This is a genomic window from Rhodoferax bucti, assembly GCF_005876985.1.
Taxonomy (GTDB): Bacteria; Pseudomonadota; Gammaproteobacteria; order Burkholderiales; family Burkholderiaceae_C; genus Allorhodoferax; species Allorhodoferax bucti.
Map to the genome: position 1 here is coordinate 698,539 of NZ_VAHD01000001.1, position 17,836 is coordinate 716,374.

At 62.9% G+C, this 17,836-nt stretch carries 19 protein-coding genes; 5 read left to right on the top strand and 14 right to left on the bottom strand.

What is annotated here, in order from left to right; genetic code table 11:
- Positions 1-28: 28 nt before the first annotated feature.
- The 6 genes from FDM28_RS03305 to metX form a co-directional block, all read right to left on the bottom strand.
- Positions 29-2,086: a putative bifunctional diguanylate cyclase/phosphodiesterase gene (locus FDM28_RS03305; RefSeq protein ID WP_138513002.1), complete on the bottom strand. Its 2,058-nt coding sequence runs from the start codon at positions 2,084-2,086 to the stop codon at positions 29-31.
- 22 nt (positions 2,087-2,108) lie between these two features.
- The gene (locus FDM28_RS03310) at positions 2,109-2,951 is read right to left on the bottom strand and encodes an alpha/beta hydrolase (RefSeq protein WP_206021903.1); all 843 of its coding nucleotides are present in this window, start codon (positions 2,949-2,951) and stop codon (positions 2,109-2,111) included.
- Positions 2,952-2,977: 26 nt separating this feature from the next.
- Positions 2,978-4,456: a M20/M25/M40 family metallo-hydrolase gene (locus tag FDM28_RS03315; RefSeq protein WP_138513004.1), complete on the bottom strand. Its 1,479-nt coding sequence runs from the start codon at positions 4,454-4,456 to the stop codon at positions 2,978-2,980.
- Between the two features lie 76 nt (positions 4,457-4,532).
- Complete coding sequence (otnI, locus tag FDM28_RS03320; protein WP_138513007.1) at positions 4,533-5,354, bottom strand: 2-oxo-tetronate isomerase; 822 nt, start codon at positions 5,352-5,354, stop codon at positions 4,533-4,535.
- A gap of 17 nt (positions 5,355-5,371) precedes the next feature.
- The gene (gene metW, locus FDM28_RS03325; protein ID WP_138513009.1) at positions 5,372-5,953 is read right to left on the bottom strand and encodes a methionine biosynthesis protein MetW; all 582 of its coding nucleotides are present in this window, start codon (positions 5,951-5,953) and stop codon (positions 5,372-5,374) included.
- Positions 5,950-7,134, bottom strand: a complete 1,185-nt coding sequence (metX, locus tag FDM28_RS03330; RefSeq protein ID WP_138514235.1) for a homoserine O-succinyltransferase MetX — start codon at positions 7,132-7,134, stop codon at positions 5,950-5,952. The genes metW and metX overlap by 4 nt, the downstream gene beginning before the upstream one ends.
- A gap of 271 nt (positions 7,135-7,405) precedes the next feature.
- On the opposite strand from metX, the gene FDM28_RS03335 reads away from it, so the two are divergent.
- Positions 7,406-8,608 carry an ammonium transporter gene (locus FDM28_RS03335; protein WP_138513011.1) on the top strand — a complete coding sequence of 401 codons (1,203 nt, stop codon included), beginning with the start codon at positions 7,406-7,408 and terminating at the stop codon, positions 8,606-8,608.
- Between the two features lie 30 nt (positions 8,609-8,638).
- Here FDM28_RS03335 and FDM28_RS03340 read toward each other — a convergent pair whose 3' ends face one another.
- From FDM28_RS03340 to FDM28_RS03355, 4 genes are read right to left on the bottom strand one after another with little or no spacing between them, the layout of a single operon-like run.
- Positions 8,639-9,154 carry a DoxX family protein gene (locus FDM28_RS03340; protein WP_206021904.1) on the bottom strand — a complete coding sequence of 172 codons (516 nt, stop codon included), beginning with the start codon at positions 9,152-9,154 and terminating at the stop codon, positions 8,639-8,641.
- A 12-nt stretch (positions 9,155-9,166) separates the two neighbouring features.
- Entirely contained in the window at positions 9,167-9,961 is a 795-nt protein-coding gene (locus tag FDM28_RS03345; protein WP_138513013.1) for an HvfC/BufC N-terminal domain-containing protein, read from the bottom strand.
- Positions 9,958-10,887: an MNIO family bufferin maturase gene (gene bufB, locus FDM28_RS03350; RefSeq protein ID WP_138514239.1), complete on the bottom strand. Its 930-nt coding sequence runs from the start codon at positions 10,885-10,887 to the stop codon at positions 9,958-9,960. Before bufB ends, FDM28_RS03345 begins: the two co-directional genes overlap by 4 nt.
- A gap of 43 nt (positions 10,888-10,930) precedes the next feature.
- Entirely contained in the window at positions 10,931-11,188 is a 258-nt protein-coding gene (locus tag FDM28_RS03355) for a BufA1 family periplasmic bufferin-type metallophore (RefSeq protein WP_138513015.1), read from the bottom strand.
- 167 nt (positions 11,189-11,355) lie between these two features.
- Between FDM28_RS03355 and FDM28_RS03360 the strand changes: the two genes are divergently transcribed.
- The 3 genes from FDM28_RS03360 to FDM28_RS03370 all read left to right on the top strand — a co-directional run bounded on the left by FDM28_RS03360 (position 11,356) and on the right by FDM28_RS03370 (position 12,748).
- On the top strand, positions 11,356-11,925 hold the full coding sequence (locus FDM28_RS03360; RefSeq protein ID WP_138513017.1) for a sigma-70 family RNA polymerase sigma factor: 570 nt from the start codon (positions 11,356-11,358) through the stop codon (positions 11,923-11,925).
- The gene (locus tag FDM28_RS03365; protein ID WP_138513019.1) at positions 11,922-12,134 is read left to right on the top strand and encodes an anti-sigma factor family protein; all 213 of its coding nucleotides are present in this window, start codon (positions 11,922-11,924) and stop codon (positions 12,132-12,134) included. Before FDM28_RS03360 ends, FDM28_RS03365 begins: the two co-directional genes overlap by 4 nt.
- Positions 12,135-12,319: 185 nt before the next feature.
- Positions 12,320-12,748 (top strand): RNA recognition motif domain-containing protein, encoded by a 429-nt coding sequence (locus FDM28_RS03370; protein WP_138513021.1) that lies wholly within the window; start codon positions 12,320-12,322, stop codon positions 12,746-12,748.
- A 59-nt stretch (positions 12,749-12,807) separates the two neighbouring features.
- Here FDM28_RS03370 and FDM28_RS03375 read toward each other — a convergent pair whose 3' ends face one another.
- Genes FDM28_RS03375 through FDM28_RS03390 form a run of 4 tightly spaced genes read right to left on the bottom strand, consistent with a single transcriptional unit; the run spans position 12,808 to position 15,774 of the window.
- Positions 12,808-13,584, bottom strand: coding sequence for an SDR family oxidoreductase (locus FDM28_RS03375; RefSeq protein ID WP_138513022.1), 777 nt, complete (start codon positions 13,582-13,584; stop codon positions 12,808-12,810).
- Positions 13,585-13,607: 23 nt separating this feature from the next.
- Positions 13,608-14,195, bottom strand: coding sequence for an LPS export ABC transporter periplasmic protein LptC (gene lptC, locus FDM28_RS03380; protein WP_138514241.1), 588 nt, complete (start codon positions 14,193-14,195; stop codon positions 13,608-13,610).
- Between the two features lie 32 nt (positions 14,196-14,227).
- Positions 14,228-14,773 (bottom strand): KdsC family phosphatase, encoded by a 546-nt coding sequence (locus FDM28_RS03385; protein WP_138513023.1) that lies wholly within the window; start codon positions 14,771-14,773, stop codon positions 14,228-14,230.
- The gene (locus FDM28_RS03390; RefSeq protein ID WP_138513024.1) at positions 14,773-15,774 is read right to left on the bottom strand and encodes a KpsF/GutQ family sugar-phosphate isomerase; all 1,002 of its coding nucleotides are present in this window, start codon (positions 15,772-15,774) and stop codon (positions 14,773-14,775) included. The genes FDM28_RS03385 and FDM28_RS03390 overlap by 1 nt, the downstream gene beginning before the upstream one ends.
- A gap of 43 nt (positions 15,775-15,817) precedes the next feature.
- Here FDM28_RS03390 and FDM28_RS03395 point away from each other — a divergent pair, with 43 nt between their 5' ends.
- Entirely contained in the window at positions 15,818-17,806 is a 1,989-nt protein-coding gene (locus FDM28_RS03395) for a monovalent cation:proton antiporter family protein (protein ID WP_138513025.1), read from the top strand.
- The last annotated feature ends 30 nt before the right edge of the window (positions 17,807-17,836 follow it).

The following is a 17,836-nucleotide window of genomic DNA, read 5'->3' on the forward strand; positions in this document are numbered from 1 at the left end:
CTGTTTCTCCCTGTTGTGTTGGTATTTTTTACGGCGCTCGTTCCCGGAGCCACTGCTCCAAAGCCTCCACGGTCAGCGGCCGGGCGATGTAATAGCCCTGCAAGGTGTGGCAACCGCTTTCCCGCAGGAAAGACCATTGCTCCGCGGTCTCCACGCCCTCGGCCACCACATTCAAGCCCAGCGCCTCCGCCAGCCCCACCACGCCTTTGACGATGGCGCGGGAGTCGCTGTCGGTATCCGCATCGTTCACAAACGAGCGGTCGATCTTGAGCTGGTTGGGCCGCAGGCGCTTGAGGTAGGCCAGCGAGGAATAGCCGGTGCCGAAATCGTCAATCGCAATGCCGACACCGATCTGGCGCAGTCGCTCAATGATGCGCTGGCTGGTCTCGGTCTCCGCCATCAGCACGCTCTCGGTGATCTCAATTTCAAGGTTCTGGGGCGGAATGCCACTGGCGTCCAGGGCCTGCTGCAGGCTGTCAAGCAGGCGGTGGTCGCGGAACTCCAGCGCCGACACGTTGACCGCCATGTTGCCGACGTGCACCCCCCGCGCATTCCAGTCAGCCAACTGGCGACAGGCCTCACGCAGGGTCCAGACGCCCATTTCGGCAATGCGGCCCGACTCCTCCGCCAGCCCGATGAACTGCCCCGGGTACAACAGGCCGCGGGTCGGGTGCTGCCAGCGCACCAAGGCCTCCACCGCCACCAACTGACCGGTCTGGGCGTCCACCTGCGGCTGGTAGTGCAGCACCAATTGGTTGTGGCCGATGGCGTAAGCCAACTCCTGCTCCAACTCCAGGTTGGCTTGCAAGCGGGAGTTCAGCTCGGAGTGGAAATAGCTGTAACGCGCACGGCCCAGGGTCTTGGCCTGGTAGACCGCAATGTCAGCATGCTTGATGAGCGTCTCGAAGTCCTGCCCGTCTTCCGGGTACAGGGAGATACCGATACTGGCCGACACCTTGACCGGCGAGTTCGCCAACACCACCGGCAGCTCAATCGCCCGCAGCACGCGCTGGGCCATCTCGCCCAGCGACTCCCAATGGTCGATATCCCGCACCAGCACGAGAAATTCGTCGCCGCTCTGACGGCACACCACATCCACCTCGCGCAGCACATCGCTCAGGCGGCGAGCCACTTCCATCAACAAGGCGTCACCCGCCGCGTGGCCCATGGAGTCGTTGACCGCCTTGAAGCGGTCCAAGTCGATGAAGAAGATGCCAAATTGCTGCTCATGCCGGTGCGCAGAGAGCATTTCACGCTGCACCAGATCGATGAACAAAGACCGGTTGGGCAAGCCCGTCAACTGGTCATAAAAAGCCATTTGCTGGAGCTGCGCATTCTTGTTGCCCAATTGGGCAAACAAGCCCCGCAACTCTTCCTGCACCCGGCTGAGGTGGCGGCCCAGCATGCCCAGTTCGTCCTGCCGGCGCCATACGAACACCTGCGAGGAAATTGAATCGCGGTCGTGGTCCAGCAAGGCCGTGGCGTGCTCCTTCAGACGCTCAATCGGCCGGAGCACCCGCGAGACCAGCACCGGCATCAGCACGGCCAAAATGGCCAGCACCTGCAAGGCCACCAGCACCAGCATCTGGTCCCGCCGCGCCTGCAGCAGGCCCTGGCCGTAGGTGGCATCGAACCAGATCACCAGTGTCCCCAAGGGCTCCCCGGAGCGCACCACCGACTGGGTGCGCCGGTTGAGCCGGCCAGCCTCGGTATCGCTTTGCAAGGACCCCTTGAACTCGGGCCGGATGCGCTCCAGCTCCGGGGTGTTGGCCAAGCCGTCTTCAATCCGCACCGCCACCACCTGCGGGCTCTCCAGCAGGCGGGACGCGGCTGCATCCAACGCCACCCGGTCGACCACCCACATGGGTTCGGCAATCGACACACTGCCAATCTTCATCAAGGCAGACTCGCTCTGGGAGAGCAGGGCTTTCTGCGATTTTTCGGCCAGCTGCTGCTCCAGCGTCAACAGCAACAGGGCAGGCAGCGTGACGCCGACCACCACGACCACCATCATGGTGTAACGCAGCGGCAAGCCTTCACGCAAACGGTTTCGGAGCTGCCTCCAGCGCAAGGACAACAAGGCCATGGATTGTCAGGAGCTCAGTGGCTCAAAAACGTGCATCCAACCACTGGCGCAGCGCAACAAAAACAGGCTTGGCATCCAGCTCGTTGAAGAGCTCGTGGTAAAGCCCCTCAAAGCAAATCGCGCTCACCACGTTGTGGGGCGCCGCAGCCGCAAAGTCGCGGCTGCCTTGCGGATTGACCAGGCGGTCATCGCCCGCGTACATCAGCAAGGTGGGCACGGTCCATTGGCCAGCGGCAGCCACGGTGGCGGGCCCCTGGGTCGAAAAGAACCGGGCCAGGCGGGCCGAAATACGGTCATGCACCCGGCGATCGGTTTTATAAGCTTGCACCACGGCAGGGTCGTGGGAGATGTACACCGGGTTCAGGCCATTGCCGACCCGCAGGTTGGGCGCAATGCGGGGCAGCACCGCCACCAGCAGCTTTTGAAACGCATTCATGCCGGGGTTGAGCGCCGGGGACGACAACACCAGCGCCTCCACCTTGCGCATGGCCAGGGACACAAAGCGGGCCGTCACCAAGCCCCCCATGCTGTGGCCCAGCAAGATCAGCGGCGTGCCGGGTGCCATGCGGGCCCGGGTACTGTCGATGATGTCGGCCAGGTCGTCCAGCAAGCGGGTGTCGGTGGGCAAGCTGCCCGGCAGGCCACCGCTTTCGCCATGGCCACACTGGTCATAGCCACGCACCGCAAAGCCCCAGGCATTGAGCTGCTGCGCCACATGGTCGTAGCGGCCTGCGTGCTCCCCGAGCCCGTGAACGATCAACACCACGCCGCGCGACCGAACCCCGGGGTCCAGGGGCCAGTCCTGCACGGCCAGGTTGTCGCCATCGCTAGCGGTGAATGTGCTGAGGGTGGAGTCTGAGGCCATACGCACCTGCGGATTCAATAAAGAAGTCAAGGAAAACGGGAAATCACTTGCGCCACCGCCGCCGTGAGTTTTTTGGCATACGGCACATGCAAAAACTCGTTGGGCCCGTGGGCATTGCTCTTGGGGCCCAGCACGCCACAGACCATCATCTGGGCCTGGGGGAAACCTTTGGAGAGCATGTTCATGAGCGGAATGGTGCCGCCCTGGCCGATGTGGCCGCACGACGCGCCGAAATGGGCCTGGGAGGCTTCGTTCAAAGCCGCATCAAACCAGGGCGCGGTGTCCGGCGCATTCCAGCCGGTGGCGCTGGAGAGGCCTTCAAACGTGACCTTGGCCTGGTAGGGGGCGTTGTCTTCCAGCAGCGCCTTGAGCTCCTGCACCGCCGCGCTGGCCTCCACCAAGGGAGGCAGGCGCAGGCTCAGTTTGAACGCAGTGTAGGGGCGCAGCACATTGCCGGCATTGGCGATGTCGGGAAAGCCATCGGCCCCGGTCACGCTCAGGGTCGGCTGCCAGGTGCGCTTGAGCAGCGCCTCCAGCGGGTCGGAGGTGGTGGGCAGGGCAAAGGTGGTGGCGCCCCCGCAGTCGTAATGCGCCCACGGAAAGCGCTTGAAGAGCTCATCGCCCAGAATCTGCGCGGTGGCTTGGGCTTGCTGCAGGCGCTCACCCGGCACTTCGCAATGAAAGCTCTGCGGCAGCAAGCGGCCGGTTTTACTGTCTTCCAAGCGGTCCAGCACCTGGCGCAGGATGCGAAAGCTCGAAGGCACCAGACCCGAGGCGTCGCCGGAGTGAATGCCTTCGGTCAGGATTTCCACTTTGAGCACGCCACTGGCCATACCGCGCAGGCTGTTGGTCAGCCAGAGCTGGTCGTAGTTGCCCGCGCCGGAGTCCAGACACACCACCAGGCCCACATCGCCCAAGCGGGTCTTGAGGGCATCCACATAGGGCAGCAAGTCGTAGGAGCCGCTTTCCTCGCAAGTTTCAATCAGACCCACCACGCGGGGATGGCGCAGCTTTTGGGCCTTGAGGGCCTGCAAAGCCGCGATGGCGGCATAGGCGGCATAGCCGTCGTCTGCACCGCCACGGCCATAGAGCTTGCCGTCTTCATACTTGGGGGTCCAGGGGCCCAGGTCGTTGCGCCAGCCGGAAAACTCGGGTTGCTTGTCCAGGTGCCCGTACATCAACACCGTCTGGCCGGACTCCGGCACCTCACTGGCCTCGCCCGCGCTGGCAGGCACTTCAAAAAAGATGACCGGGGTGCGGCCCTCCAGGCGCAGCACCTCCAGCGTGAGGCCGGGGACTTTTTGCGCTTCGATCCACTGCGCCGTGTTGCGCACCACCGTGTCGATATAGCCGGACTCAGCCCACTGCCGGTCGAACATGGGCGACTTGGCCGGGATGCGGATGTAGTCTTCCAGACGGTGGACGATGTCCTGATCCCAGGCGGCACTGACATGCTCCAGGGCCTGGGTGGTGTTGAATACGGCAGACGGAACGCGGGCGTTCATGGGGGCTCCTGAAACAGAAACAGCGCGGAGCGCCATCATGCCACGGGCCGCCACCGTCACTGCCTACGACAAACCCTCACGCGGAGTGCATCCAGCCCAGCCCCCGGGTGGTGCCACCGGGCACCGCCCCGGCACGCGGCCGGTACTCGCAGCCAACCCACCCGTCGTAACCCAAGGCGTCCAGCTGGGCCAACACATAGGTGTAGTTCAGCTCTCCCACCGACGGCTCCTGCCGCTCGGGCACGCCCGCAATCTGGATATGTCCCACGCGCCCGCCGGGCAGGTACTGCTGCAGCTTGCGAGTCACATCGCCCTCGGCAATCTGGCAGTGGTACAGGTCCATTTGCACCTGCACCTGGGGCGAGCCCACCGCCTCCACCACCGCATGGGCCTGGGCCTGGGTGGTCAAAAAATACCCCGGCATGTCTCGGCCATTGATGGCTTCAATCAGCAGTGTGACGCCGGCATCGGCCGCCCAGACCGCTGCGCAGCGCAGGTTGTGCACATAGGTGTCGTGCAAGCGCGTCATGTCCGCACCCTGCGGCACCAGACCCGCCATCACATGCACCCGGGGGCACCCCAATGCCGTGGCATAGGCGAGGGCTTGCCGCACACCGGCATCAAATTCGGCCTCCCGCCCCGGCAAGCAAGCAGTGCCGCGCGCGCCCTGCTCGAAGGCAGTGGCCATCTGGGCCGCATCCACCCCTGCAGGGGGCGCGTTCAACAGCACCTGCTGCAAGCCGTTGGCGTGCAGGGCCTCTGCAATAGCGCTCGCCGGCCAAGCATAAGGAAACAAAAACTCTACCCCGGCAAAACCATCGCGTGCGGCCGCCGCAAAGCGCTCCAGAAAGGGCAGCTCGGTGTAGAAAAAGCTCAGGTTGGCAGCGAAGCGGGGCATGGCAAGCAGCGCCGGGCTTAGCGGGCCAGTTTGTAGACCGAGGTGCCCGCCCGCAAATTGGGCCACAAGCGCACGGTGTGACCATCCTGCAGGCCGAAGCTATCCAACACCCGCAAGCCATTGCGCTGCGCGAGCACCGCCAAGTCCGCATGGGTGCCGACGCGGATGTTGGGCGTGTCGTACCACTGGTAGGGCAGGCGCTTGGTCACCGGCATGCGCCCTTGCAGAATGCTCAGGCGATTGGGCCAGTGCGCAAAGTTGGGGAAGGCCACAATGCCGACCCGGCCCACGCGGGCGGTCTCGCGCAACATGGTTTCGGCATTGCGCAGGTGCTGCAAGGTGTCGATCTGCAGCACCACATCGAAGCTGGCATCTTCAAACACGGTGAGCCCTTGGTCAAGGTTGAGCTGCAGCACATTCACGCCACGTTTTACACAAGCCAGCACATTGGCATCGTCCAGCTCCACGCCGTAGCCGCTGCAGCCGCGCTCGCGCTGCAAATAGTCGAGCATGGCGCCATCGCCGCAACCGAGGTCGAGCACGCGGGAGCCTTGGGGTACGAGGCTGGCAATAGCATGTAAGGTGTTGATATCGGTCATGCTGCTGTTGCCCCCACGCTGGTCGCTGCGCGTACTGCGCTGCCCTTCAAACCATTAAATACGCTATCAAAATAAGAGCGCATCACGCTCATGTAGCGGTCGTCATCGAGCAAAAAGGCATCATGGCCGTGGGGCGCATCGATCTCGGCATAGCTGACCTCGCGCTTGTTATCGAGCAAGGCCTTCACCACCTCGCGGCTGCGCTTGGGGCTGAAGCGCCAATCGGTGGTGAAGCTCACCAGCAAAAACTTGGCGCGGGTGCGGGCGAGTGCCTGGCTCAAGTCGCCGGCATAGGCTTTGGCCGGGTCAAAGTAATCGAGCGCACGGGTAATCAACAAATAAGTGTTGGCATCGAAGTACTCGGCGAACTTGTCGCCCTGGTAGCGCAGGTAGCTCTCGATCTGGAACTCCACGTCTTGCGTGCTGTACTTGTAGCCGTTGGCGCTGGCCAGCACGGCGTCTTTGAGCTCGCGGCCAAACTTCTCGTTCATCACGTCGTCGCTCAGGTAGGTGATATGGCCGATCATGCGAGCGATGCGCAGGCCGCGCTTGGGGATAACGCCATGCTCGTAGAAGTGTCCGCCATGAAAGTCGGGGTCGGTCACGATGGCGCGACGGGCGACTTCGTTGAACGCAATATTCTCCGCCGTGAGGTTGGGTGCACTGGCCACCACCACCGCATGGCGCATGCGCTCGGGGTATTGCAGCGTCCAGCTCAGGGCTTGCATGCCGCCCAAGCTGCCACCTAACACGGCTGCTAAGGTCTGGATGCCCAGCGCGTCGAGCAGCCGAGCCTGGGCATTCACCCAGTCTTCCACAGTAACCACCGGAAAGTCCGCGCCGTACACCTTGCCCGTGTCGGGGTGGGTGTGCATGGGGCCGGTGGAGCCGAAGCAGGAGCCCAGGTTGTTCACACCGATGACGAAAAACTTGTTGGTATCCACCGACTTGCCCGGGCCGATCATGTTGTCCCACCAGCCTTCGGACTTGTCCTGCCCTTCGTACACACCCGCCACATGGTGCGAGGCATTCAGGGCGTGGCAGACCAGCACCGCATTGGACTTGTCGTCGTTGAGCGTGCCATAGGTCTCGTAACTCAAGGAATAGCCATGGATGGACGCCCCGCTTTGCAGCAGCAAAGGGGCATCAAAGCGCATGGTTTGGGGCGTGGCAATCAGCATAAAAACAAAACCCGGCAACGCTAAACGCGGGCCGGGTTGCAATGCCAAAAGGCGGGTCCGTGTTTAGCTGAATTTATTAAGCGCCCGCAAGCTGGAGCAAATTGGCGCTGTGAGCCGCAAGTATAGCAATCGGGGCCGCAAGCGAAAGGTTTTCCTGCGCTTCCGCACCGCTTTGGACATCCTGGCCTGTTTTTTGCTTTATTTTGGTGCGCAAAACCTTTTATCGCCGGTTTTGCACCATTCCAAAGCATTGAACGACCAAAGGACTCGTATGGAAGCACTAAAACAGGGCGCAGACGCTTTGTTCATTTTGTTGGGCGCAATCATGGTGCTGGCCATGCATGCCGGTTTTGCCTTTCTGGAGCTGGGCACCGTGCGCCGCAAGAACCAGGTGAACGCGCTGGTGAAGATTCTGGTGGACTTCTCGGTCTCCACCGTGGTCTATTTCGCCGTGGGCTACGGCGTGGCCTATGGCACGCACTTCTTTGTGGGCGCCGAGCAGCTGGCCGCGCAAAACGGCTATGCGCTGGTGAAGTTCTTCTTCCTGCTGACCTTTGCGGCGGCCATTCCCGCCATCATTTCGGGCGGCATTGCCGAGCGCGCCAAGTTCTGGCCACAGCTGATTGCCACCGCCGTCATCGTCGGCTTGGTGTACCCCTTCTTTGAAGGGATTGCATGGAACCAGCATTTCGGCGTGCAGGCCTGGATCAAGGGCCTCACCGGCGCCGAGTTTCACGACTTTGCCGGCAGCGTGGTGGTGCACGCCGTGGGCGGCTGGATTGCGCTGGGCGCCGTGCTCTTGCTGGGCGCACGCAGCAACCGCTATCGCAAGGACGGCGCCATGTCGGCCCACCCGCCGAGCAGCATTCCCTTCCTCGCGCTGGGCGCGTGGATCCTGATCGTGGGCTGGTTTGGCTTCAACGTGATGAGCGCACAGGTGCTCGACAAAATGTCCGGTCTGGTCGCGGTGAACTCGCTCATGGCCATGGTGGGCGGCACGCTGGTGGCGCTGCTCATGGGCAAAAACGACCCCGGCTTTGTGCACAACGGCCCCCTGGCCGGCCTGGTGGCCGTGTGCGCCGGCTCCGACCTGATGCACCCGCTGGGTGCGCTGGTGGTGGGCGGCGTGGCGGGTGCCATCTTTGTGGTGATGTTCACCCTGACCCAAAACAAATGGAAGATTGACGACGTGCTGGGCGTCTGGCCCCTGCACGGCTTGTGCGGCACCTGGGGCGGCATTGCGGCCGGCATCTTCGGCAGCCAAGCATTTGGTGGCCTGGGCGGCGTAAGTCTCGGTGCTCAACTCATCGGCACCGCCATGGGCGTGGCATGGGCGGCACTGGCCGGTTTTGTGGTCTACGGCGTGCTCAAAACCACCGTCGGCCTGCGCCTGAGCCAGGAAGAGGAATACGACGGCGCCGACCTCTCCATCCACAAAATCAGCGCCAGCCCCGAGCGGGAAGCGAACTGGTAACGGACCAGCAGCTGCAGGCAACTATGATTTTCATAGCTGCTTGCGCAGATGCAACCGGCGCCAGAGCATCTTTTTACCCATAAACCGGTCTGCCGACCAGGCGCCGGGCCCGTAAAGCGCGATGACCGCCAGCAACACACCCCAAGTGATGTGTTGCTGCAAAGCAGCCGGCGCGATCTCGCTCAGGGACAACACGGCCATGACGTTGACCACGCTCAAGCCCAAAGCCGCAAAGCGGCCACCCAAGCCCAGCACCAACAACACCGGTAGCAGCAACTCACCCGTGGTGCCCATCCACGCCGCCAGCGCGGGCGGCAGCAGCGGCACATGGTATTCGTCCATGAACAGGGCCAGCGTGATGTCCCAATCCCGCAGCTTGGTGAGCCCGGAGAGGAAAAACACCTGCGCAACATACAGCCGCGCGATCAGCGCAGCGGGGGCCTGCAAGGCGTCCAGCAGGCGACGGCCCGCAATGAGCAAGGCGCCGATGTGCGGCAGCCACTGGGCGCGGGAGGTAATAGGGGTACGAGACATCGTTGTTTTCATGGAGAACTCTTTTCAAACTAAAGAGGGCTCGCCGCCAGCGCCGGACCGCGCTGCGAGCAACAAACCGCTCTGAACCGCCAGAGGCAGCCACACCGACACATCCAGCTCCGGCGCAGCATCCAAGGCTTGGCCGAGGCTGCACCCACGGAGCAAGGCACTCAACCCAGCCCACTCCCCCGCCAAAGCCACCCGCACCACCGGCCTGAAGCCTTGCCGCCAGACCACGGCGTCTTCCTCCACGCCGGCCTGCAACATGCGGCCCACGTCTTCGAAAGCGGGGCCGTTGTCACCGTGGGCCGCATGCATGGAAACCACAGGCCAAGCGCTACGCAGCGCCGCGGTACCCGGCGCCAAACGCAGCCACAGCGCATCGGGGTTCTCGGTGGCCAGCAAAGCCCAGGTGCCGGCGTCTGCCTGCGCATCCCGCGCGCTGGCCCCCACATGCAGCAGCCACTCCAAGCGCGCCATGTAGGGCAGGTAGGGGGTGCCGCGCAGTTGGGGGCTGTCCGCCAGAAACGAGGCCAGGTCAGCGCCCCATTGCGCCACGTCGCCACACACGGGCGGATGGGCGTGCCAATAGGCACGGGCGAGCTGGCCCATGCTCTCATCGCCCAGCAGCCGGGTGAGCACCGGGTAGGCTGCCTGCAATGCCCGCTCCGCCAGAGCGTGGCCGTTGGCTTGATAGGCTTTTAGCCCTCTGGCGCTCGTATGTATTGCGCAAGCAGCTATATTTTTCATAGCGCCATCCACGGAGGTATCGAACAAGGCTGCCAGCAGCGCTTGTTGTTGCAAGGCCAGAGGGCTCATGCCGCAAGCGCCTCCGCGGGCTGTAGCGCGTGCCAGGCCACTTGGCGGGCCTTGCCGGCTTCGTCCAGTAGCACGTCCAGCGCCGGCACGTCGGTGTCCCACTCCACCAGCGTCGGCACCGCACCGAAGCGCCGGATGGCATGGCGGTACACCGCCCACACGGCATCGCACACGCGGCTTCCGTGGTCATCAATCACGATGCGCCCATGGGCGTCGTCCACATGGCAATGCCCGGCCACATGCAGTTCCCCCACGGTGCCGGGGTCGATCGCATCCAGCCAGGCACAGCAGGCGGCCACCGGGTCGTGCGGGTGCCCCTGGAGTTGGGCATTCAGCGCGTTGACGTAAAGATTGTTCACATCCACCAGCAACTCACAGCCGGTGCGGCGGGCCAGGGTGTTGAGGAACTCCGGCTCCGCCCATTCCCGCTCGCCGGGTGCGCAGCGCCATTGCAGGTAGGCGGAGAGGTTTTCAACCATGAAGCGGCGTTGCAAGCGGTCTTGCACCTGCTGCACATGGGCGCACAAGGTCTCCAGCGCTTCATCGCTAAAGGGCAACGGCAAAAGGTCCGCCGCGTGCACGGTGCGGCCAGGGCCCCAAGCGGCACGGGCAAAGCTGGCGTGATCGCTGACCCGCACCGGGTCGATGCGACGCACCAAAGCGTCCAGCTGATCCAGGTGCCAGGGGTCCAGCCCCGCCACCGAGCCCAAAGACAAACCCACCCCATGCAGGCTGATGGGGTACAGGGCGCGCCCCCGCTCCAGCACCGCCAAGGCAGCGCCGCCGGGGGCAAAAAAGTTTTCGGAATGGACTTCCAAAAAGTCCAGCGCCGGCTGCTCATGCAGCAGCTGCGCGTAATGAGGGTGCCGCCACCCGATGCCAACGGACACCGTGCGAGAGGTTTCCGATGCAGGCACAGCAAGCATGGTGCGGGGCATGGGCAGGCGGGCGTTCAGATGTGGGGCCGTCTTACATCTTGGGCGCCATCAGGCTGCCCTTCATTTTTTCGCAGGTGCCTTTGGCCACGTATTTCCATTCGCCTTTGTCCATGTCCACTTTGGACTGGCCGGCACAAGAGTGCGCGCCGGACGCATTGGCGCAATCGTTCTGGCCCGCCTTGGCAATGCCGAAGCATTTTTCTTTTTCCTGGGCGGCCACTGGCGCAGAGGCGAGGGTCAGGGAGATCAAGGTGGCGGCAGTAGCAGCAAGCAGGGCACGTTGGTTCATGGTGGGACTCCTGGAGGGGTAAAACAATCAACCATGCAGCCTCCGGTGCCAAGTGCTCCGGCGCTGTGGTTGAGGTTTAGTCCGGCGGGCCCGCGCTTTCTTACATGCACATCGACAATTTTTAAAACTCGCCCGTACACTGCCCGCCACACACCTGCGGGCCCTCCATGACACGTTACGAAGACCAGGTCGCCGAACACCGCGACTACCTCTACAAATTTGCACGGCTGCAACTGCGCAACGAAGCATGGGCGGAAGATGCGGTGTCCGAAACACTGCTCGCCGCGCTGGCCAAGCCCCAGGCGTTTGCGCAGCGCTCGCAACTCAAGACCTGGCTGATCGGCATCCTCAAGCACAAAGTGATTGACGCCCTGCGCCACCATGGCCGTGAAGTCACCGGTGTCGGCAGCACAGAAGACGACGATGGCGACCCCTTGGAGCTACTGCATTTCAAAGCTGACGGCCACTTTGCCGAAGCGCCAGCCGATTGGGGCAACCCGGAGCAGCACACCAGCAGCCGGCAGTTTTTTGAAATTCTGGAAGCCTGCGCCGAGAAACTGCCCGCCGTACAGGGCCGGCTGTTTTTGATGCGGGAGTGGCTGGAACTCTCCAGTGAAGAAATCTGTAAGGAGCTGGGTTTGACCCCGACCAACCTCTACGTCCAACTCCACCGTGCCCGGCTACGGCTACGGGAATGCCTCGAAATGAACTGGTTCCAGAAAGCAGGTGCCGCATGAAACTGCTGCGCCGCACATGCAAAGAGGCCGCCGCGCTGATGGTGGCCCGGGAAGACCGCGCCCTTCCAGTGGCAGACCGGGTGGCCCTGTATTTTCATTTGTTGGCCTGCCAAGCCTGCCCGCGCTTCGAAAAACAGCTGCTCACCCTGCGCAACAGCATGCGCCAGTGGCGCCATTACAGCGAAAACGATGCCGATTCTGCCGGCTAACCTGAAAAAACAATAAAAACTAGGATTCGTCCACAAAGTAACGCATAATGGTTTGGCATTGCCGAAATATCGGTGTGCAAGTTTGCGGTGATTAGTCAGTTTCGCGTCTGCTTTAAGTCTTCAATGGTTTGTTGATTGCGGTTAAGGACTCCATCGCGTTTTGAGTTATTTTGAGGAGTCCTTTCATGGGCAACAAACTTTACGTAGGCAACCTGCCTTATTCTTTCCGTGACGAAGACCTGCAACAAGCTTTTGCAGCACACGGTTCTGTTTCCAGCGCCAAAGTCATGATGGAACGCGACACCGGTCGCTCCAAGGGCTTCGGCTTTGTGGAAATGGGCAGCGATGCTGAAGCACAAACTGCTATCAACGCCATGAACGGTCAACAGTTCGGTGGCCGCGGTTTGGTTGTGAACGAAGCACGTCCCATGGAGCCACGTCCTCCCCGTTCCGGCGGCTTCGGCGGCGGCGCTGGCGGTGGTGGCTTTGGCGGCGGCGGCCGTTCCGGTGGCGGCGGCTACGGCGGCGGTGACCGTTCCGGTGGCGGCGGCTACGGCGGTGGCGGCGGCCGTTCCGGTGGTGGCGGCTACGGCGGTGGCCGTTCCAGCTACTAAGCCAGGAACTGCTTCAGCAGATAAAAAGGGACCTTCGGGTCCCTTTTGTATTTCTGGCCTTACACCTCGTCCAGCCGGTGTTTACGGGGGCGGCCAGAGAGAGCGCGGTCGAACAAACGGTTGGGCAGCGCCCGCAACAAAGTGGCGACCACGCCCATTTGCCACGGAATGACGCGGTAACTGGTGCCGGCATCTACCGCGCGGAACGCCCGGTCTGCAAAATCCTGTGCAGACATCAAAAACGGCATGGAATAGCGGTTCTGCCGGGTCAGAGGCGTATCGATATAGCCAGGGCAAATAGTGACCACCTTGACCCCGCTGGCCCGCAACTCGCCCCGCAAGGATTCGCAATAGGCAATCACCGCCGCTTTGCTGGCGCAGTACGCACCATGGCCGGGAAGGCCACGGATGCCCGCCACGCTGCCGATACCCACCAGTCGACCGGAGCCGCGCTTTTGCATGGGGGCCACAAAGGGGTGAAATGTGGCAGCAAGGCCGATGTTGTTGGTCGCCAAGGTACGTTGCAGCACATCCAGATCACTGCGCACCGCGGTATCCATGCCGATGCTGATACCGGCATTGGCCACCACCACGTCCGGCACGCCTTGCTGCTGCAAGCACGCCTCGCCAGCCGCCACGATGCTGTGAATATCCGCGACATCAGCACTATAAATTTGATAGCGCGATACGCTTAATCCTTGAGCGTCAGCCCAGCTTTTGATCTCCGCAGTGCGCCGGGCGACGAGTGCCAGGGAGTAGCCCGCGTCGTAAAACCGCTTGGCCATCGCCTGGCCAATGCCGCTGGATGCGCCGGTGATGAAAAGCAAAGGGGCCATGGTGTTCTCCAGATTCACACGTTTCAGGGGCGCACAGGCGCAGGAATCAGCAAGCCACGCACCCGCCCTTGCAGACGCATGACCTGTTCCACGTTGTCAAACTCCATGCGGTCGGCGGTGAACACATCCTTGCCCCGGCGCAGCTCCACCGGCTTGTTGGAGGTCACCCGCTCGGTATCCATGAAGGCATGCAAAAACTCGCCCCGGTATTCGGTGCGCGGCTGCTCGGGCTGGCCTTTGGCAGCCGCAATGGCGTCGCGCACCACCAGGGCATTGCCCATCAACTGCACTTCGGAGCCGTCTTCATTGGCCAAGCCCTTGAGGGCGGTCGCCGTAGTGAGGCGCCCCTTGGCGTCGTAAGAGCGGATACGGATGTCGTCGATTTCCATCCACTGCGTATCCGGGTAATGGCGGGCGATGCTGCCCTGCACATCGGAGCGCAATTTACCAGCGGGGTCAAACGTCTTGACAGAAAACCCCTCCATGAAATAGTCCGGCTCATGGCCACGCGCCCGCTCAGGAGCCGCTGCCTCCAGCACCGGCGTGCTGCGCACCAGCCAGTACGTTCCCAGGGCCAACACCCCCATCACCAGGATGGGGAGGTAGAGCATCAAGCGCTCCCAAGCCGCATAGAGGAAGTTTTTCACGCGAGGTAAGCCCGCAACAAATCCACATAGCGGCCACTGGCCACCAAGAGCACATCGCACACTTCACGCACAGCACCTGCACCGCCGAGGGTACGGGTTACATAGTGGGCACGTCCGCTCACTTCTATGTGGGCGTTCACCGGCGCACAGGCAAACGCACAGCGGGTCATCATGGGCAAATCGGGCCAGTCATCGCCCATGGCGGCGGCCTGCGACCAATCCAGGCCCAGCTTATCGAGAATGCTCTGGGCGGCGGGGCGTTTGTCTTCGGTGCCAAAACGGGCATGGGTGATGCCCAAGGCTTGCAGGCGAACCCGCAGGGCTGGCGAGTCCCGCCCCGTCACCACGGCTGGCGTGATGCCGGCTTTTTGCAGCAACTTCAGGCCATGGCCGTCCAAGGTGTTGAAGCGCTTGGTGGTTTCACCGTCGGCGGTGAAGTGCAAGCCCCCATCCGTCAGCACGCCATCCACATCCAAGAACAACACGCGAATGCCTTGCGCCTTGAGCAACAAGTCCGGGGGAAAGTGAAGCAAGGGTGCCATCAAATGACCTTGGCCCGCATCAGGTCGTTGCTGTTGATCGCGCCACACAGCTTGCCGGCGTCGTCCACCACCAGCACGCTGGTGATGCGGCGGGCTTCCATCAAGTCAGCCGCATCCACCGCCAAAGCGTGCATGCCGATGGTGCAAGGCTTCGCATGCATCACATCCGCAGCCGTCTTCGCGCGCAAGTCGGCACCTTGCTCTACCAAGCGACGCAGGTCGCCATCGGTAAAGATGCCCAGCAGCGCGCCCTCGTCGTCCACCACGGCAGCAGCACCCAGGCCTTTGGCGCTCATTTCGCGCATCAAATCACTGAAACCTGCGTGGGGAGCCACGCGGGGCAGGGCATCGCCGCTGCGCATCACATCGCTCACGTGGGTTAGCAGCTTGCGGCCCAAGGCACCGCCGGGGTGGGAGCGGGCGAAGTCTTCGGCGCGGAAGCCCCGCGCGTCCAGCAGCGCCACCGCGAGTGCGTCCCCCATGGCCAACTGGGCCGTGGTGCTGGCCGTGGGGGCCAGGTTCAAGGGGCAGGCCTCTTTTTCTACTGCGGTATCGATCCAGATGTCGGCATGCAGAGCCATGGTGCTTTGACGATTGCCAGTCATGGCCACCAGAGGTGCACCCAAGCGCTTGAGCACCGGCAGGATGGCCGCCATCTCTTGCGACTCGCCGCTGTTGGAAATCATCAGCACCAAATCAATGGGGGTCACCATGCCCAAATCACCATGGCTGGCCTCGGCGGGGTGCACAAACATGGCGGGCGTGCCGGTCGAGGCCAAAGTGGCCGCAATTTTGCGCCCCACATGCCCGCTCTTGCCCATGCCCATGACCACCACCCGGCCCTGCAAGGCGAGGATTTTTTCGATGGTCTGGGTGAAGCCGGCATTCAAGCGGTTTTTGAGCCCCAACACGGCGGCGGCCTCAATGTCGAATGCTTCTTTGGCGAGGTCCAGTGCGCGTTGCGCCTGGAAACCCCGCACAGGGAGGGAAGATGCTGTCATGCAGGCATTTTATAGAGCGCGTTACTCTTGCTAGTATCAAGCCATGACCGGCCTTGAAATCACCCTTCTCTACCTTCTGGCGGCTGTGTTGGGCGTGGTGATCTGCCGCACGCTCAAACTGCCGCCCATGCTGGGCTACTTGGCCGTGGGAGTGGTGATCGGGCCGAACGCGCTGGCCTTGTCGCAAAACTCCGAGGGCGTGCGCCACCTGGGCGAATTCGGGGTGGTGTTTTTGATGTTTGTGATCGGGCTGGAATTCAACCTGCCTCGCTTGCGCGCCATGCGCACCCATGTGTTCGGACTGGGCTTTTTGCAAGTGGCGCTGACCATGGTGCTGGCCGGCGGACTGATGGTGGCGATGTCTGCGGTGCTCCCTGCGTCCTGGCAACTCGGGTGGCAAGCCTCACTGGCCCTGTCCAGCGCGCTGGCCATGAGCAGTACGGCCATCGTGGTGAAGCTGATGGTGGAGCGGCTGGAAATGGAGTCCGAGCACGGCAAGCGGGTTATGGGCGTGCTGCTGTTTCAGGATTTGGCCGTGGTGCCTTTGCTGGTGCTGATTCCCGCGCTGGGTGCCTCGGGAGAGCAGCTGGTCGAGTCCCTGGCCTGGGCGGCACTCAAAGCCACGGTGCTAGTCACCGTGCTCTTGGTCGGCGGCCAGCATGTGATGCGGCGCTGGCTCACGGTGGTGGTGCGCCGCAAGAGCGAAGAACTGTTTGTGCTGAATTTGCTGCTCATCACCCTGGGTTTGGCGTGGCTGACCGAGCTGGCAGGGCTGAGCCTGGCCTTGGGCGCCTTTATCGCCGGCATGCTGATCTCAGAGACCGAGTACAAGCACCAGGTGGAAACCGATATCCGGCCCTTCCATGATGTGCTGCTGGGCTTGTTTTTCATCAGTATCGGCATGCTGCTGGACTGGCGTCTGGTGCTGGAGCGTTGGCCCTTGGTGCTGTTGCTGCTGGTACTGCCCACCGTATTCAAAGCCGCTCTGGTGACCTTGCTGGCCCGGGCACTGGGAGCGACCGCCGGCGTATCCCTGCGCACCGGCTTGTACCTGGCGCAAGCAGGGGAGTTCGGCTTTGTGCTGCTCACCCTCGCGCAGAAGGGAAACCTCGTGCCTGCGGCCTTGCTGAACCCCATTTTGGCCGGCATGGTGCTGTCGATGCTGGCTACGCCATTCATCGTGATGTACACCAACCGCATCGTGATGAAACTGGTGAGCAGCGAGTGGTTGCAGCAGTCACTGCAAATGACCACCATCGCCCGCAAGTCCATCAATACCAACCGGCACGTCATCATTTGCGGATACGGCCGTTGCGGCCAAAACCTGGGCCGCATGCTGGAGCAGGAGCAGATCCCTTACCTCGCGCTGGACCTGGACCCGGACCGGGTGCGCCAGGCTGCGGCCGCCGGCCATTCGGTGGTATTCGGTGACGCGGCACGGCTGCAAGCCCTGATGGCGGCAGGTCTAGCCAGGGCCAGCGCCGTGGTGATCACCTACCTGGACACCCCCGGCGCCCTGCGGGTACTGGCCAACACGCGCGCCCACGCCCCCAAAGTGCCGGTAATTGTTCGCACCCAGGACGACCAGAACCTCGAAAAACTGCAGGAGGCCGGCGCCACTGAAGTGGTGCCTGAGGCCATTGAAGGCTCGCTGATGCTGGCCAGCCACGCCTTGGCCCTGGTGGGCGTGCCCATGCGCCGGGTGATTCGCATCGTGCAGGACCAGCGCGACGCCCGCTACAACCTGCTTCGCGGTTTTTTTCACGGCGCAGACGACAGCAGCGCCGACGAGCTGCTACACGAGCGGCTAGTGACCGTCAGCCTCCCGCTGGCCGCCAAGGCCAACGGCAAGACGCTAGCGGATGCCAATCTGCCTGCCTTGGGCGTGCGCCTGGTGAGCATGCGCCGCAGCGATGGCAGGCCCGTCCAGCCCGAGCCGGCCACACTGCTGCAAGCCGGCGACACCCTGGTCTTGAGCGGCAAAGCCACCGACCTGGCCGCTGCCGAGCAAAAACTGCTGCAAGGCCTGTAAACCCGCCGCCGCTTTGGGCGCACAATAACG